Genomic DNA, 15908 nt, shown 5'->3' on the forward strand with positions numbered 1-15908 from the left:
GCCTCCATCTGCCAAAATCTGAATCTCAATAGATACTTGAGTCCTACCTCACAGGCCCGCGACCTTGTGACTCAGTACAAGTAGGGAGGCCTTCCATCCGGGCCTTGAGCTGCAGCGCCAGGAATTGCGAGTAGTGGCGCGACTGGTGCAGATTGCCGCCGTGGAACCACAGGCCTTCCTGTTGCGTGGGCTTCCACATGTTGCGCTGCTCCCCCTCCCAGGGGCCGGGGTCTTTGCGGGTGTTGGAGCCGAGCCCCCAGACCTTGCCGACTTTGTCGGCGACCTCTTTCGAGATCAGGTCGGCGGCCCAGCCGTTCATCGAGCCATAGCCGGTGGCGTAGACGACGAGGTCCGCCGGCAGCTCAGTGCCGTCGCTGAGGATCACGGAGTGCTCTGTCAGGCGCTGAACGTCGACGCCGCTCTTCAGCTTGATCCGGCCGTCGGCGACCAGTTCGGACGCACCGACGTCGATGTAGTAGCCGGAGCCGCGGCGCAGATACTTCATGAACAGGCCGGACTCGTCGTCGCCGTAGTCGAGCATGAAGCCGGCGGCTTCCAGCCGCTTGTAGAACTCGGCGTCGCGCTCCCGGATCACGTTGTAGATCGGGATCTGGAATTCGTGCAGGATCTTGTAGGGCAGCGAGGCGAAGATCAGGTCGGCCTTGGCGGTGGTGATGCCGTTCTGCACCGCCTGCTCGGAGTAGAGCCCGGCGAGCCCCAGCTCCATCAGCGAGTTCGACTTGACGATGTGGGTCGACGAGCGCTGCACCATGGTGACGTCGGCGCCGGCCTCCCATAGCGCCGCGCAGATATCGTGCGCCGAGTTGTTCGAGCCGATGACCACCGCCTTCTTGCCCTTCCACGCATCCGGCCCGGGATGCTGCGAGGAGTGGTGCTGATCGCCCTTGAACACGTCCATGCCTTCGAATTGCGGCATGTTCGGCTTGGCCGACATCCCGGTGGCGAGCACCAGTTGTTTCGGCTTCAGCGTGATCTCCTGGCCGTTACGCTCGACCACCACGGTCCATTGCTTGGCGGCTTCATCGTAGGAGGCGCGCTTGCAGACGGTGGAGCCCCAGTAGTTCAGCTCCATCACCTTGGCGTACATCTCCAGCCAGTCGCCGATCTTGTCTTTCGGCGCGAACACCGGCCAGTTCGGTGGGAACGGCAGATAGGGCAGGTGGTCGTACCAGACCGGGTCGTGCAGGCAGAGCGATTTGTAGCGCTTGCGCCAGCTGTCGCCCGGGCGCTCGTTCTTCTCGATGATGATGGTCGGCACGCCGAGCTGGCGCAGCCGCGCGCCGAGCGCGATGCCGCCCTGGCCGCCGCCGATGATCACGCAATAGGGCTGGCGGGTGAGGCTGAGTTCAGCGGCCTCGGCGTCGCGCTCTTCCTTCCAGGTCTTGCGGCTCGGATCGGCGCCGTGCTTGACGCCCATCGGGCGCTGAAAGCCCTGCGGCTCTTCGAAACCCTTCAGTTCGGCCATGGTGGTGAGCAGCGTCCAGATCCGGCCGTCCTTGAGGCGGAGATGGCCGACGCCGCGGGCGAGCGCGGTGTCGAACTGGATGAAGCACTCGACAATGCCGTCGGTCTCGTTGGCATCCTCGCCGTCGGCGATCCGCCAGTGCGACGGTTTGGTATCGGCCAGCCGCGCATTCAGCATGTCGCGGACCTGATCCTTGCCTTCCATCGTCTTGATGTTCCAGGTGAAGGCGATCAGGTCGCGCCAGTAGCAATCGGTCTGAAACAGATCGACCGTGCGGTCGATGTCGCCGGCGCTCAGCGCATCGTCGAGTTGTCCAAGGAGCGTCGTGACTTTGCCGTTCGGCGCGGTGTCGAGCATGCTGATCCTCCCATGGGCTGTTGTTTTGACAGCATTGTTGCGCCGCGATGCGGCGTCGTTTTCCGCGATGATACCATCCCGTCCATCCGAGGGGAGAGCGAAGCGGGCTCACTAGTGAAGTTGTGATCAGGCACTTGTTGCGATGCACGCAGCGATAACAGCGTTTGCGATGGCGTGCGTGCGGCTCTAGTCGGTCTTGACGTCGAGTTTGGTTGCGCCGGTGTAGTCGTAGACGTCGTGCAGCAGAGTGAGGATCTCGGCGGCGATCGCGGCGTCCGTCAGCGTCAGCGGATAGCTCTTGCTGTAGTTCGGCGCGCGGCCGGGCTCCTTGTAGCCGGCCGCCGTCAGACGCGCGACGTGATCCGGCTTCAGGATGGCGCTGAGTGCCGCCCAACTTTCCGCCGACTGGGCTTCGCAATACAGCGCCACCGGCGGCGTCTCCGGCATGCACTGGATGTAGCCGATGCCGCTGTCGAACACCGTATAGACCCGATGTGCCGCATTCACCCGCAGTCGCTGAATCTCTGCTGTGACCGATGGGCCGTACAGCTTGATCAGCGCTTCCGCAGTTTCGGCGGTCTGCGGCTGGGGCTTCGCCGCATAGGAACAAGTGAGCAGGGCGGTCGAACGCATCGACGGCGCGCCGCTGATCATGCCGGCGAGATTTTGGGACGGCCCGTTCCTCGGCGGGCAGGGGATGTCGACGACCCAGTCGGTTTTCAGTTCGAGGTCTTGAAAGTTGATGTCATAGGCATCAGTCAGCGTGCGTAGGATGTCTGCAGAGATCTGGCCGGTCGGCGCGTCGGCCGGAAATACTTTCGCGTAGTTGCCGAAAGCCGGATCTACGGTCCAGCCGAGCGCCGCGAGCCGGTTTTGCCGTTCGATCGTCAGGACGCGTTTCAACGACGGTTGCAGCGTCGGGCCGGCGGCTTCGCAGCGCATCTCGCGGCTCGGCAGTCGGTGGCACTGGACGTATTTGTTGCCGTCCCAGATTGTCGCGTAGCCGACCTTCTTGGCGCGGACGATGCTGGTGATGTTCTGCAGCGCGGCGTCGACCCGGTCGACCGCAGCTTCCTCGGCGAGCGAAGGAGCTGCTGTGGCGCCCAAGGTCATCAGCAGGGTGATCGCGGCTACAAATCGAGCCGTCTGCTGCCTCATGATCTCCTCCGCTCACTCCGGCCGGCACCGCGGCTCTGCTCCACTGAATGGAACATAGAGTGAACGAAGGTGATGCGGAGTCAACCTTAGGTTGATACCAAAATTGAGTACGCTCAGCCCCAGCTGCGCAGCCGGCGGAGCTGCGGCGTCTTCTTGTGCTGATGGTCGGCCATCCGGCCGAGCAGGGTGTCGAGTTCGGTGATCGCCTTGAACAGATACGGGCCCTTGTTCAGCATCACGCATTCGGCGCGCGCGGCCATCGCGGCGTCGGTCATCTCGCCGCGCGACGGCGTGCCCTTCTTCACCAGATGTTCGAGCACCTGGGTGGCCCATATCACCGGGACGTGGGCGGCCTCGCCGATCCACAGGATCTCTTCCTGCATCTCGGCGAGCCGGGCGAAGCCGATCTCGACGGCCAGGTCGCCCCGCGCGATCATCACCGCGGTCGGCTGGCGGCCGGCGGCCTGCACCAGGATGTCCGGCAGGTGCGCGACCGCATCCGGCGTCTCGATCTTGAGCACCAGCGACAGCTTGTGCCAGTCGTCGGGCCGGCGTTCGGCGAGCGCCGCCTGCAGCATCTTGACGTCGCCGACCGACTGCACGAACGAGAACTCGACGCCGTCGGCATGGGCGGCGACGAAATCGAGGTCGGCGCGGTCCTTGGCGGTGAGCGCCGGGATGTCGAGCGGCGTATCCGGGAAGTTCAGGCCCTTCTCCGGCTTCAGCCGGAAGCCGGTTTCGGCGGTTGCGGTGACGCGGCCGACCAGACCCCACGCGGTCTTGCGCTCGATCCTGACGCACAGCTTGCCGTCATCGACGAACACACGGGCGCCGACGGCGGCACGCGTCAAGGGATCGGGCAGGGTGCATTCAACCGCGAAATGCTCGTCGTCGAGATCGATCCGCTCGAATTCGCCCTGCGCCACGATCGCCACCAGATCGCCGGTGACGATGCGGTCGCGGCCGTCGGGCGTGCGCGCGGCGCCGGTGCGGATCTTCGGGCCGGCGATATCCATCAGCACCTTCATCCGCCGCCCGGTGGCCTCCTCGGCGACATGGAGGTGATTGATCATCCGCTGCCAGGCGGGGGCATCGTCGTGGGCGCAGTTGATCCGCACCGCCTCGACGCCGCGCTCGGCGAGCCGCAGCATGAAGGTCGGATCGTCGGCGGCCTCGCTCGGGCAGGTCACCAGCAGCGCGGAGCGGCGGGCGCCGGACAGCGGCCCGAACAGCTCGGCGCTGCGGCCGGCGAGGTCGTGCTCACCGGCGAAGAACTGCTTCGACGACGGCCGCAGCATGTCTGGCTCGCCCGCCAGTGCGGCCAGCGTGGCGCGCACCGCCAGCAGCGTCGGCATCACCCGGCTTTCCAGCCGGCCGAGCGACGACAGCCCGAGCGCCATCAACGAATGCTGCAGCGGCCGCAGATCGTGGTGACGCAGTGCCAGATAGTGGGCGAGGTTGGCGGCGCTCGGGGCGAAGCCGGGACGATGGATCTGATCCGCCCAGCCGTCGATCCGCGCCCGGCTGTCGACTTCGATCTCGGTGATCAGAGTGTCGAGCTTGTGCTTGAGGCGGAGGATTTCGGTCGACATCTCGGGCGCTCGCAGGTTCAGGCGGCCGGAGAGCCGCATCCCACCCGCTCTAGGAGTGCTGGATGAAGCCGATGTGACAGGACGGATGGCGGAAAGTCGTAACTGTTCGGCCGGCGCGACGCAGGTTGATGGGCATTTCAACATGAACTAGCATCTTGCGATGGTCTATCGACGACGAGGCGGGCCGATGCGGGTCACTGTCACCGAGGCAAAGGATCAGCTTGCCGATCTGGTTCAGCGCGCCGAGGCGGGGGACGACGTCGTTCTCACGTTGCCGGGACATGCGGCCGTGCGCCTCGTTCCGATCGGCCACGAGGGTGAGTCCCGCTCCCGACGCGAGCTGCTCGAAGCCGCACGGGTGGCCGGTGCCGCGAAGGCCGCCGCCGGGGTATCGGCAGCCCGCAGCCAGGATTTCCTGTATCGTGAGGATGGTCTGCCGCTGTGATTGCGGTCGACACCTCGGCCTTGATGGCGATCGTGTTGGACGAGCCGCAGGCGGCTGCCTGTATCGATGCAATTGCTGCAGAAGAGCGGATTTTGATCTCGGCTGGGACGATGGTCGAGAGCCTGATCGTGGCGGCCCGCCGAAATGTGCGCGATGAGGTCACCGGTCTGATCGAGGGGCTCGGTTTCGAGGTGGTCCCCGTCACGTCGATGTCTGCGCACGAAATCGCGAATGCCTATGAGAGATGGGGCAGAGGCGCCTCTACGCCGGATTGAACTTCGGTGACTGTTTCGCCTATCAGGTGGCGCGCGCATACGGATGCCGGCTGCTATATGTCGGTGAGGATTTTGCCCGGACGGATGTCGAAGGCGTGCTGCCAAGTCGCTAACGTGATCCGGATCGACGACGTCAGCAGCGAAAGGTCTCTCGTGCCCACCATCCTCTATGGCATCAAGAACTGCGACACGATGAAGAAGGCGCGAGCTTGGCTCGACGGCCACGGCGTCGCCTATACGTTCCACGACTACAAGTCCGCGGGCATCGATCAGGCGCATCTGGCGCGTTGGGTCGGGCAGGTCGGTTGGGAGACGCTGCTCAACCGCGCCGGCACCACCTTCCGCAAGCTGCCCGAGGCGGACAAAGAAGGGATCACCGAAGCCAAAGCGATCGCGCTGATGCTGGCGCAGCCGTCGATGATCAAGCGCCCGGTGCTGGAGCACGGCCGCAAGCTGCTGGTCGGCTTCCGGCCGGAAGCTTATGCGGAGGTGTTCGACTAATACGGAAGACTGGCCCGCAACGCCGACCGCCAGGAAGTTTCCCCAGGCCCGACCAGCTTGAAACGCCGCCCAGCTTTGCATCTTGCACAAGGCTCGCGAATAGCGGCATAGTCCGGCCAGAAAGACTGGGCTTGGCGCCGCAGGCGCGCAGAGCACCGGGTCGAAAAAGAAGGCATCGGACGTGTGCGCCGGCACCGCACGCGTTTGATGGGGGGAATTTGCTTGGCCGATGACATCATCCTTGAAACCAACGGATTGACCAAAGAATTCGCCGGCTTCTTTGCCGTGCGCGATGTCAATCTGCGGGTCCGCCGTGGTCATATTCACGCGCTGATCGGCCCCAACGGGGCCGGCAAGACCACGTGTTTCAATCTGCTCACCAAGTTCCTGCGGCCGTCCGCGGGGCAGATCATGTACAATGGCCGGGACATTACCGCGATGGCGCCGGCCGACGTGGCGCGGCTTGGGCTGGTCCGTTCGTTTCAGATTTCGGCGGTGTTCCCGCATCTGACCGCGCTGGAGAACGTCCGGGTCGCATTGCAGCGGCAGCACGGCTCGTCGTTCGATTTCTGGCGCTCCAAGAGCGTGCTCGACAAGTACAACCAGCGCGCGCGCGAACTGCTCGACGACGTCGGCCTCAGTGAATTCGCCGACACGCCGGCAGTGGAGATGGCCTACGGCCGCAAGCGGGCGCTGGAGATCGCCACCACGCTGGCGCTCGATCCGGAGATGATGCTGCTCGACGAACCGATGGCCGGCATGGGCCACGAGGACATCGACAAGATCGCGGCGCTGATCAAACGGATCTCGGCCAAGTACACGATCCTGATGGTCGAACACAATTTGAGCGTGGTCGCCAACCTGTCGGACGTGATCACCGTGCTGACTCGCGGCCAGGTGTTGGCGGAGGGGCACTACAACGACCTCACGCAGGACCAGCGGGTCAAGGAAGCCTATCTCGGAGCGGGTCATGGTTGAGGCGACGACATTGGATCGGCCGGCATCGTCGGCCGCCGGCGCGGCGCTTTTGAGCGTCCGCGATCTGCAGGCGTGGTACGGCGAATCCCACATCCTGCACGGGATGAATTTCGACGTTCGCGAAGGCGAGGTAGTGACGCTGCTCGGCCGGAACGGCGCCGGCAAGACCACGACGCTGAAATCAGTGATGGGCATCGTCGCCAAGCGCAGCGGCAGCGTCACCTTCGACGGCAGCGACATCAGCCGGGCGTCGTCGGACAAGATCGCTCGCCGGGGCATCGCGTTCTGTCCAGAGGAACGCGGCATCTTTGCGAGCCTCGACGTTCGCGAGAACCTGATGCTGCCGCCGCAGGTCCAGCCGAGTGGGCTGTCGCTCGACCAGATTTTCGAATTGTTCCCGAACCTGCGCGAGCGGCTGAAGAGCCAGGGCACCAAGCTCTCGGGCGGCGAGCAGCAGATGCTGGCGATCGCCCGGATTTTGCGGACCGGGGCGAGGTTCCTGATGCTGGACGAACCGACCGAGGGACTGGCGCCGGTGATCATCCAGCAGATCGGCGCCACCATCGCGCGGCTGAAGAAGCAGGGTTTCACCATTCTGCTGGTGGAGCAGAACTTCCGCTTCGCCGCCACGGTGGCCGATCGCTATTACGTGGTCGAGCACGGCAAGATCATCGACGGCTTCGCCACGTCCGAGCTCGAAGCCAACATGGACAAGCTACACACCTATCTCGGCGTCTGACGCTTCTTGGCGTCCGACTTCGGGACCGGTGACTTTCTCGAAAGACTGAGAGCAAGATGGATATCAACGTCCCCGCTCTGCTGGCGCAGCTTCTGGTCGGCCTGATCAACGGCTCGTTCTACGCGCTGCTCAGCCTCGGCCTCGCCGTGATCTTCGGCATGCTCAACATCATCAACTTCGCGCACGGCGCGTTGTACATGATGGGCGCGTTCTGCGCCTATTTCCTGCTCAATCTGCTCGGCCTGAACTATTGGTGGGCGCTGATCCTGTCGCCGATCATCGTCGGCCTGTTCGGCATGGTGATGGAGCGCACGCTGCTGCAATGGCTGTCGGGGCTCGATCACCTCTACGGCCTGCTGCTCACCTTCGGCGTTGCGCTGATCATCCAGGGCGTGTTTCAGAATTATTTCGGCTCGTCCGGCCTGCCTTATGCGATTCCCGAACAGCTGCGCGGCGCGATCAATCTCGGCTTCATGTATCTGCCGGTATATCGCGGCTGGGTGGTGGTGTTCTCGCTGGTGGTGTGCCTGCTCACCTGGTTCCTGATCGAGCGGACCCGGCTCGGCGCTTACTTGCGCGCCGCCACCGAGAACCCGACTCTTGTACGTGCGTTCGGCATCAACGTGCCGCGGATGATCACGCTGACCTACGGTCTCGGCGTCGGACTGGCGGCGCTCGCCGGCGTGCTGTCGGCGCCGATCAACCAGGTCCGGCCGCTGATGGGCGCCGATCTGATCATCGTGGTGTTCGCGGTGGTGGTGATCGGCGGCATGGGCTCGATCATGGGCTCGATCATCACCGGCTTCGCTCTCGGCGTCGTCGAGGGCTTGACCAAGTATTTCTACCCCGAGGCCTCCAATACCGTGGTGTTCGTGCTGATGGTCCTGGTGCTGCTGGTGAAACCCTCGGGCCTGACCGGACGGGCGACCTGACATGACCACGATGACGCAGAATTCCGCCCCGTCCACGACCCGCCGCCCGGTCCGCGACGAGATGATCGCGTTCGCGATCATGACCGCGCTGCTGTTGGTGGTGCCGTTCACCGGGGTCTATCCGTTCTTCGTGATGCAGGGGCTGTGCTTCGCGCTGCTTGCCTGCGCTTTCAACCTGTTGATCGGCTACGGCGGCCTGCTGTCGTTCGGCCACGCGATGTTCCTCGGCACCGCCGGCTACGTCACCGGCCACGCGCTCAAGGTGTGGGGACTGCCGCCGGAGCTGGCGATCGTCGTCGGCATCGCGGCATCGTTCGGCCTGTCGGTGCTGACCGGCCTGATCGCGATCCGCCGCCAGGGCATCTACTTCGCGATGATCACGCTGGCGCTGTCGCAGTTGCTGTATTTCATCTATCTGCAGGCGCCGTTCACCCACGGCGAAGACGGCATCCAGGGCATCCCGCAGGGCAAGCTGTTCGGTTTCATCGACCTGTCGAACACCGACACGCTGTATTTCGTGGTGCTGGCCGGCTTCCTGATCGGGTTCCTGATCATCTATCGCGCGATCAATTCGCCGTTCGGCGAGGTGCTGAAGGCGATCCGCGAGAACGAGCCGCGCGCGGTCTCGCTCGGCTACAAGACCGATCAGTACAAGCTGCTGGCGTTCATCCTGTCCGGCACGCTGGCGGGATTTGCCGGCGCGCTCAAAGTGTTCGTGGCGCAGAACGCGTCGCTGACCGACGTGCACTGGACGATGTCGGGTGAAATCGTGCTGATGACCCTGGTCGGCGGCCTCGGCACGGTGTTCGGCCCGGTGGTCGGCGCCTTCGTGATCATTGCCATGCAGCAATATCTCGCCGGCTTCGGCCAATGGGTCACGGTGATCCAGGGCGTGATCTTCGTCGCCTGCGTGCTGACCTTCCGCCGCGGTATCGTCGGCGAGATCGGCCATCTGTTCAAGCGATCGCTGTAGGCGAAGCCTTTTAGACTAAAGGAAGCGGCGAGGCGGACGGCCAAGCTCGGCTCGCCGGCTTTCCCCGTGTTTCGACAGGTCGGTGCCCGCGAGCAAGCACGGGCACCCAACAGCTCATCAGCTAGAGACTGCGGCTATTGCCGTGATCGAGCGGCAGTTCGGGGTCGCCGTCGGCGCGGTGATCGCGGCGAGGATGAGCGGCCCGCTTGCGCGGGCGTGACAGCTCCACCGCATCGGTCATTAGCTTCTCGACATCGGCGGTGTATTTCGGCTGCGGCCCGATCACCTCGGGCTCGGCAGCGGCCACCGTCATGGTTTCGGCTGTTGCCTGTTGCGGAGTGCTTGTCGGCGGCTCGATCGGTGCGGGGCGGAGCTCCGTCAGCAGGTTGGGCAGCACGTCCGGCTCCAGCACTTGCGACGCAGCTTCCGACGAAGGCGGAGCCGCGACGGTTGCGGCGGCCGGTTCGGGCTCTGGCGCAGGAGAGGTTGCCTCCATCGCGGCTGCATCGGCGGTTACGCTGTCGGCGGGGGCGGACGTTGCGGCCTCGACCATAACCGGCTCCGAGACGAGTGGCGAGACTGTCACGGGCTCGCTGGGGGCCTGTTCCGCACGCGGCGCCTCCGCGGGACGCGGAGGTTCGACGCGCGGCGCCTCCGCCTCGTTGCGCACGGTCTCGCCGTGCTCGGTCTTACCGTGCTCGGTCTTATGTATGGTCTCGCTGCGGATCGCCTCGCTGCGGATCGGCTCGGCGCGTGCGGCGGAGCCGGCTTCGGCCAGCACCTGTCGCACCAACTCGCGGGTGCTGTCGGCGTCGACGGCGATGCCGTCCGGCCAGCGCAGGCTGCGTTCGGCAGCCGGCTCGACGGCGAACGCTTCGCGCCGCGAGGTGCCGCGCCGCGGCATGATCAGATTGCGGACGTCGATCTCGCTGGTTTCGAACTCGGGTTCTCCGAGATCGCGGCCGCCATAGTCGCGGACCGCGTAATCGCGGGCGACGAATTGCGGCGGAGCGCGCCGGGCGGCGCTGCGGCGCGGCCGGTCGTCGTAGCGGTCGTAGTCATGACGCCGAGCGAATTCGCGGCGCTCGAAATCGCGATGGTCGTCGTCGTAGCCGTCGCGCCCGCCGTAACGCTGCCACTCATGGGCGCGCCGGTCGTCCCGGTGCGGCAGCTCGTCGAACGCGGCTTCATCGTGGCGCGGCCTGTAGTCGCGCGACGCCGCCGGAGCATAGTCGTCGCGGTGCGGCGCAGGGCGCGGCTCCGCCGCACGCAGCGGCTCCGGTGCGGCCGGTTGCGGCTTCGGCGCTTGGTCCCGTGGCTGTGCGACCATAACCGGATCGAGCGTCATCGTCGGCAGGGTGATGGCCGCCATCGCGGGAGCGGCAGCGGGCTTCGGCGCCTCGTCTTCGAGATCTTCGTTGTTCTCGATCCGCTGTCTTGCGCGTTCGACTTGCGCCTGAATCTTGGCGGCGTAAACGCTGGGCGGCGAGAAGAAGATCTTCGCAACCACCGGAACGATTTCCAGGAAGATGATGAAGCACCGCGTCATCCACGAGAACAGCGTCATGGTGGCGCCGTCACGCGGATCGTTCTTCAATTCCTGATACGCGGCGATGCGCGTGAGCGGATCGAATTTGTCTTTCTTTTCCTGGAAGTAGGAGTCGGACATCACCTTCTTGCGGAAGTCGGCGACGCGCGCCGTCTTGTCGACTTCGAACTGCTTCAGGTCGGCGCGCGCGGCGTCGATCCGCTGCTGCAGGGCATCGGCCCGCGCCTTGATCGCGGCGCGCTCCTGCTCGCGCGCGGCGAGGGCGTCGGTGGTGATCCTGGCTTGCACCGCGAGCAGATCGTCTCGGCGGGCGTGAAGCTGGACGATCTCGGCCTCGCGCTCAGTGCGCTGCGCCTGGAACGCCTGGCGCTGCTTCTTGGCGAATTCGTAGCGCGGGCCGGCGCCGGGGCGGCCGGAATTGTTCGGAGCGGCTTTCAGCCCGAACTCCTCCGCATTCATGTCGGCGGTATAGCGCTGGACCGTCTTGTCGATCTCGGCAATTTCGGCGCGGAGTCCGGCCTCGCGGGTCGCCAGCGCCCGGATTTGCTGCTCGATATCCTCGGTGCGGGCGCGGGTGGTCGGTTCCGGCTTCGGCTGTTCGGTGAGGGCGGCGCGGTGCAACGCCTCGAGCTGCTCGATGTCGGCCTGACGGCGCCTGACCTCGGCGTTCAGTCCGGACTCGAAGGTCGCGATCTTGTCGTAGATCGGCTGATTGGCGGCGACCCGGTCGGCCTCGATCTTCTCGTTGATGGTCGATGAGAAGATCGCCAGTTCGAGGAACATCGCGATCACCCAGGCGAGCCCGAACGACAGCGCCAGACGGATACCGACCCTGACGAACCGCCACGCTGTCTGCTTGGCCTCTGCCTTCGACACGATCGGGGAGGTGTTCCACAGCGTGCCTTGGTAGAACCAGTCCGACTGGCACAGCGCGCGGTCGAACATCAGTACCGTCAACGCGATCACCGTGGACACCAGCAATCGGGTCCAGATGTTGTCGATCATGTAGCCGGTGGCGTGGAACGACACGCCGAGCACCACGATGAAGGACAGGCAGAGCGAGGCGCCCAGATGCGTGGCCCACAATTTGTCCGACGCCGGACAACTCTGCAGGGTCTTGCGATCGACGCCAGCGATGATGCCAAGGACGCGTTGAATCATGGCCGCCCAATTCTGCGGTGACATGCGCCGCGGTTTGAAGTGACAAGTCGGCCGAGTCTAACAGAGCGTAAACAAATTCAATACGAGTTGCGCTTCGGGAGCTGATTCAACCGGTTCGGATCTTGTTCGAACAACCGCTGCTAAGTGTTGGTGATCGATCTGAAATTTGCGGAGCTGGAGTGTCGGCGAACGGGCTCGTTCGGTCCTCAGTAATTTGTCGGCTCCGCTCGTTCCGTCCCGCTCATCCCGTCCTCGATTACCACTCGGAATCGTCGATGGAGCATTCGATCTCCCATCAGGGCTTCAAGTGATTCGCCAGCGGGGAGCCGGAGCGGGAGGATCGCGAGGCTGGCTGCCACCGCGCGGCGCCATCAATTCTGTGAATGGCGAGGCGCTGCCTGCGGCTCGGCCCGGCGCGCTGCGACCTGCTGCGGTCGGTCCGGACAATTGCGGCGCGCCGCCGCCGGCCGGGACCCGGAATCCGCGGTTGCCTGTCCGGCTCTGAAGTGTTTTATGACGCCGGTGTGACGCGGCCGGGCGCCCCCGGCGTCGGAGGGCCAACCTTCGAACCCGCGTCACGTCAACCGGATAGCTCCCGATGCTACGATACTTTCGAGCCTTTCTGCCCAAGGAAGAGAGGTTCTTCGACCTGTTCGCCCAGCACACGCATACCGTCGTGCAGGGCGCCCAGGCGCTGCAGGACATGCTGCGCGGCGGTGACGAGACCCTGGTGCATTGCCAGCGCGTCAGCCATTTCGAAGCCGAGGCCGACAGCGTCACCCGCGAAGTGCTGACCGCGGTGCGCCGCACCTTCATCACCCCGTTCGACCGGGTCGATATCAAGAACCTGATCAATTCGATGGACGACGCCATCGACCAGATGCAGCAGACCGCCAAGGCGGTGATCCTGTTCGAGGTCCGCGAATTCGAGCCGCCGATGCGTGAAATCGGTACGCTGCTGGTTGAAAGCGCCAATCTGGTCGGTCGTGCCGTGCCGCTGATGCAATCGATCGGGCCGAACCTGCAGATGCTGACGGCAATGACCGAAGAGATCACCAAGCTCGAAGGCCGGGTCGACGATTTGCACGACATCGGGCTGAAGGAACTGTTCCTCAAACACCGCAACGCCAACACCATGGATTACATCGTCGGTGCCGAGATCTACGAGCATCTCGAAAAGGTCGCCGACCGGTTCGACGATGTCGCCAACGAGATCAATTCCATCGTCATCGAGCAGGTCTAGGGCAGGGGCCGGCCGTGGACGCTTCGCTCGGGTTGCCGATCCTGGTCGGGTTGATCGCCGTCGCATTGCTGTTCGATTTTCTGAACGGTCTGCACGACGCCGCCAATTCGATCGCCACCATCGTCTCGACCCGGGTGCTGCGGCCGCAATATGCGGTGCTGTGGGCAGCCTCGTTCAATTTCATCGCCTTCATGGTGTTCGGCCTGCACGTCGCCAACACCATTGGTACCGGTATCATCGAACCTGACGTGATCGACGCCGCGGTGATCTTCGCGGCTCTCACCGGCGCGATCGTCTGGAACCTGGTGACGTGGGGACTCGGCATTCCGTCGAGCTCGTCGCATGCGCTGATTGGCGGCCTGCTCGGCGCCGGCCTTGCCAAGGCCGGACTGTCGGCGGCGGTGTGGAGCGGCCTGACCAAGGCGCTGCTGGCGATCGTGCTGTCGCCGCTGGTCGGGTTTTTGCTGGCCTTGGTGTTGGTGGCGATCGTGTCGTGGGCGTCGGTGCGTTCGACCCCGTTTGCGGTGGACCGCGCCTTCCGCATCCTGCAATTCGCCTCGGCCTCGCTGTATTCGCTTGGTCACGGCGGCAACGACGCTCAGAAGACGATGGGCATCATCGCGGTGCTGCTCTACTCGCAGGGCTATCTCGGCGGTGAGTTCTCGGTACCGTTCTGGGTGGTGCTGTCGTGCCAGGCGGCGATGGCGCTCGGCACGCTGATGGGCGGCTGGCGGATCGTCCGCACCATGGGCCTGCGCATCACCAAGCTGACGCCGATGCAGGGCTTCTGCGCCGAAACCGGCGGCGCCGCCACGCTGTTCATGGCGACCTTCCTCGGCGTTCCGGTGTCGACCACCCACACCATCACCGGCGCGATCGTCGGCGTCGGCGCGGCGCGGCGGATGTCCGCGGTGCGCTGGAACGTGGCAAGCTCGATCGTCTATGCCTGGGTGATCACGATCCCGGCCTCGGCGATCGTCGCAGCGCTGGCGTATTGGGGCACCCGGCTGATTCCGACATTCTGACTGCCGACGCCACGCGACTGTGCTCCGCCGGACCCAGCCGGCGGAACCAGCCGACCTCCTCGCGCTTGTCAAAGGTCTCCGACCTCTGAGGAAAGCGTGGCTTGTGACGCTGAAGCAGCCCCGATTGCGCAGCATCGACGCGCTCCCGCCAAAGCCCCACGCGCCATCCTGCGAGCCTGGCGTCGTGGCGGCGAGCGTTTACGCGCACGGCCGGCTTGTCGCCGACATCCCCATCGAGCAGGCGGGCGCGTGGGCCGCCAAAGATGGGCACGTGGTTTGGATCGGCCTGCACGAGCCGAGCAGGGATCTGCTGGCGAGGGTCGCCGGGCAGCTCAACCTGCATCCGCTGGCGATCGAGGACGCGACCAACGCCCGGCAGCCGCCGAAGGTCGAGCAGTACGACGACGCGTTCTTCGTGGTCGCCCGCACCGCGCAGATGGAGCAGGAGCGGATTACATTCGGCGAGACGCACATATTTGTCGGCAAGGGCTATGTGGTGTCCGTCCGTCACGGTGCGTCGTCCTCGTACACCGTCGTCAGATCGCGCTGCGAAGCCAGTCCGAACTGGTTCGCCGAGGGCGAAGACTACATCCTGTACTCCATCCTCGACTTCATCGTCGACAACTACCGACCCGTCATCGACCGCATTCAGGGTAAGGTCGACTGCCTCGAAGAGGAGGTGCTGCGCCGCTCGCATCTAGGCCAGATGGACGGCCTGTATCGGCTGCGGCGCGAACTGCTCAGGCTGAAACGGGCGGTCGGGCCGATGGTCGACGTCTGCAAGCGGCTCGAGCATGCCGATCTGATCACCCTCGACGCGCCGTTGAAGCCGCTGTTCCGGGACATCCTCGACCACGTCAACCGCGCCGAGGAAGACATCGACCAGTTGCTGCAGATCCTGGCGTTCGTGTTCGAAGCCAGCATGCTGGCGGGGCAGGCGCAGCAGACCGAAATTGCCAGGCGGCTGACCGCGTGGGCGGCGATCCTCGCGGTGCCGACCGCCATCGCCGGCATCTACGGGATGAATTTCGAGCACATGCCGGAGCTGAAATGGCAGTACGGCTATTACGGCGTGCTCGGCGTCATCTGCTGCGTCTGCGGGTTTCTGTACTATCGCTTCAAGCGCGCCGGCTGGCTCTGAACGCCAGCCGAGCACGTCCCGTGCTGGTTCCTCAGCCGACCAGCTTCAGCCCGACAATGCCGGCGACGATCAGGCCGATGCAGGCGAGGCGGCCGATCGTGGCCGGATCGCCGAACAGCGCGATGCCGAGCGCCGCGGTGCCGACCGCGCCGATGCCGCTCCACACCGCATAGGCGGTGCCGATCGGCAGCGTTTTCAAAGCGAGCCCGAGCAAGGCGACGCTGGCGACCATCGCCGAGACGGTGAGGGCCGTCGGCACCAGACGGGTGAAGCCTTCGGTGTATTTCAGGCCGAGCGCCCAGCCGATCTCCATCAGACCGGCAACGAACAGATAGAACCAGGCCATGGTGGCC

At 64.9% G+C, this 15908-nt stretch carries 14 protein-coding genes and 1 pseudogene; 10 read left to right on the forward strand and 5 right to left on the reverse strand.

All coding sequences use genetic code 11. The features are described 5' to 3' along the window. Positions 1 to 43 precede the first annotated feature (43 nt). From DNX69_RS11145 to DNX69_RS11155, 3 genes are all read right to left on the reverse strand, one after another. Positions 44 to 1843, reverse strand: a complete 1800-nt coding sequence (locus DNX69_RS11145; RefSeq protein ID WP_110786082.1) for an NAD(P)/FAD-dependent oxidoreductase — start codon at positions 1841 to 1843, stop codon at positions 44 to 46. Positions 1844 to 2029: 186 nt separating this feature from the next. After that, positions 2030 to 3001 (reverse strand): TY-Chap domain-containing protein, encoded by a 972-nt coding sequence (locus DNX69_RS11150; protein ID WP_110786083.1) that lies wholly within the window; start codon positions 2999 to 3001, stop codon positions 2030 to 2032. 113 nt (positions 3002 to 3114) lie between these two features. Continuing rightward, positions 3115 to 4593 (reverse strand): pyruvate kinase, encoded by a 1479-nt coding sequence (locus DNX69_RS11155; protein WP_110786271.1) that lies wholly within the window; start codon positions 4591 to 4593, stop codon positions 3115 to 3117. Positions 4594 to 4780: 187 nt separating this feature from the next. On the opposite strand from DNX69_RS11155, the gene DNX69_RS11160 reads away from it, so the two are divergent. The 7 genes and pseudogenes from DNX69_RS11160 to DNX69_RS11190 all read left to right on the forward strand — a co-directional run bounded on the left by DNX69_RS11160 (position 4781) and on the right by DNX69_RS11190 (position 9436). Further along, positions 4781 to 5038 carry a type II toxin-antitoxin system Phd/YefM family antitoxin gene (locus DNX69_RS11160; RefSeq protein WP_110786084.1) on the forward strand — a complete coding sequence of 86 codons (258 nt, stop codon included), beginning with the start codon at positions 4781 to 4783 and terminating at the stop codon, positions 5036 to 5038. Beyond that, positions 5035 to 5426 (forward strand): annotated as a pseudogene (locus DNX69_RS11165) (type II toxin-antitoxin system VapC family toxin). Before DNX69_RS11160 ends, DNX69_RS11165 begins: the two are co-directional and overlap by 4 nt. A 40-nt stretch (positions 5427 to 5466) precedes the next feature. Continuing rightward, positions 5467 to 5814: an ArsC family reductase gene (locus DNX69_RS11170; protein ID WP_110786272.1), complete on the forward strand. Its 348-nt coding sequence runs from the start codon at positions 5467 to 5469 to the stop codon at positions 5812 to 5814. 222 nt (positions 5815 to 6036) lie between these two features. Then, the gene (locus tag DNX69_RS11175; RefSeq protein ID WP_110786085.1) at positions 6037 to 6792 is read left to right on the forward strand and encodes an ABC transporter ATP-binding protein; all 756 of its coding nucleotides are present in this window, start codon (positions 6037 to 6039) and stop codon (positions 6790 to 6792) included. Continuing rightward, entirely contained in the window at positions 6785 to 7531 is a 747-nt protein-coding gene (locus DNX69_RS11180; RefSeq protein ID WP_110786086.1) for an ABC transporter ATP-binding protein, read from the forward strand. Before DNX69_RS11175 ends, DNX69_RS11180 begins: the two co-directional genes overlap by 8 nt. Before the next feature lie 56 nt (positions 7532 to 7587). Beyond that, entirely contained in the window at positions 7588 to 8463 is an 876-nt protein-coding gene (locus DNX69_RS11185; RefSeq protein ID WP_011157830.1) for a branched-chain amino acid ABC transporter permease, read from the forward strand. Between the two features lies 1 nt (position 8464). Next, positions 8465 to 9436, forward strand: coding sequence for a branched-chain amino acid ABC transporter permease (locus DNX69_RS11190; protein WP_110786087.1), 972 nt, complete (start codon positions 8465 to 8467; stop codon positions 9434 to 9436). Between the two features lie 121 nt (positions 9437 to 9557). On the opposite strand, the gene DNX69_RS11195 is transcribed toward DNX69_RS11190, so the two are convergent. Beyond that, complete coding sequence (locus DNX69_RS11195; RefSeq protein ID WP_234826926.1) at positions 9558 to 12146, reverse strand: DUF4407 domain-containing protein; 2589 nt, start codon at positions 12144 to 12146, stop codon at positions 9558 to 9560. 598 nt (positions 12147 to 12744) lie between these two features. Between DNX69_RS11195 and DNX69_RS11200 the strand changes: the two genes are divergently transcribed. The 3 genes from DNX69_RS11200 (at position 12745) to corA (ending at position 15555) form a co-directional block, all read left to right on the forward strand. Further along, the gene (locus tag DNX69_RS11200; protein ID WP_110786089.1) at positions 12745 to 13389 is read left to right on the forward strand and encodes a DUF47 domain-containing protein; all 645 of its coding nucleotides are present in this window, start codon (positions 12745 to 12747) and stop codon (positions 13387 to 13389) included. Positions 13390 to 13403: 14 nt separating this feature from the next. Then, positions 13404 to 14414 carry an inorganic phosphate transporter gene (locus DNX69_RS11205; protein ID WP_110786090.1) on the forward strand — a complete coding sequence of 337 codons (1011 nt, stop codon included), beginning with the start codon at positions 13404 to 13406 and terminating at the stop codon, positions 14412 to 14414. A 124-nt stretch (positions 14415 to 14538) separates the two neighbouring features. After that, entirely contained in the window at positions 14539 to 15555 is a 1017-nt protein-coding gene (gene corA / locus DNX69_RS11210) for a magnesium/cobalt transporter CorA (RefSeq protein ID WP_425327302.1), read from the forward strand. Between the two features lie 31 nt (positions 15556 to 15586). Here corA and sugE read toward each other — a convergent pair whose 3' ends face one another. Further along, positions 15587 to 15901 (reverse strand): quaternary ammonium compound efflux SMR transporter SugE, encoded by a 315-nt coding sequence (gene sugE / locus DNX69_RS11215; RefSeq protein WP_012495776.1) that lies wholly within the window; start codon positions 15899 to 15901, stop codon positions 15587 to 15589. Positions 15902 to 15908 lie beyond the last annotated feature (7 nt).

This window comes from Rhodopseudomonas palustris (genome assembly GCF_003226555.1).
GTDB classification, from domain to species: Bacteria; Pseudomonadota; Alphaproteobacteria; order Rhizobiales; family Xanthobacteraceae; genus Rhodopseudomonas; species Rhodopseudomonas palustris_I.

Bases quoted from the DNA above. Each gene is read 5' to 3' on its own strand.
- DNX69_RS11155 (WP_110786271.1), bottom strand. From the start codon at position 4,593: ATGTCGACCGAAATCCTCCGCCTCAAGCACAAGCTCGACACTCTGATC.
- DNX69_RS11145 (WP_110786082.1), bottom strand. From the start codon at position 1,843: ATGCTCGACACCGCGCCGAACGGCAAAGTCACGACGCTCCTTGGACAA.
- DNX69_RS11150 (WP_110786083.1), bottom strand. From the start codon at position 3,001: ATGAGGCAGCAGACGGCTCGATTTGTAGCCGCGATCACCCTGCTGATG.
- DNX69_RS11195 (WP_234826926.1), bottom strand. From the start codon at position 12,146: ATGATTCAACGCGTCCTTGGCATCATCGCTGGCGTCGATCGCAAGACC.
- DNX69_RS11190 (WP_110786087.1), top strand. From the start codon at position 8,465: ATGACCACGATGACGCAGAATTCCGCCCCGTCCACGACCCGCCGCCCG.
- DNX69_RS11185 (WP_011157830.1), top strand. From the start codon at position 7,588: ATGGATATCAACGTCCCCGCTCTGCTGGCGCAGCTTCTGGTCGGCCTG.
- DNX69_RS11200 (WP_110786089.1), top strand. From the start codon at position 12,745: ATGCTACGATACTTTCGAGCCTTTCTGCCCAAGGAAGAGAGGTTCTTC.
- DNX69_RS11180 (WP_110786086.1), top strand. From the start codon at position 6,785: ATGGTTGAGGCGACGACATTGGATCGGCCGGCATCGTCGGCCGCCGGC.
- DNX69_RS11160 (WP_110786084.1), top strand. From the start codon at position 4,781: ATGCGGGTCACTGTCACCGAGGCAAAGGATCAGCTTGCCGATCTGGTT.
- sugE (WP_012495776.1), bottom strand. From the start codon at position 15,901: ATGGCCTGGTTCTATCTGTTCGTTGCCGGTCTGATGGAGATCGGCTGG.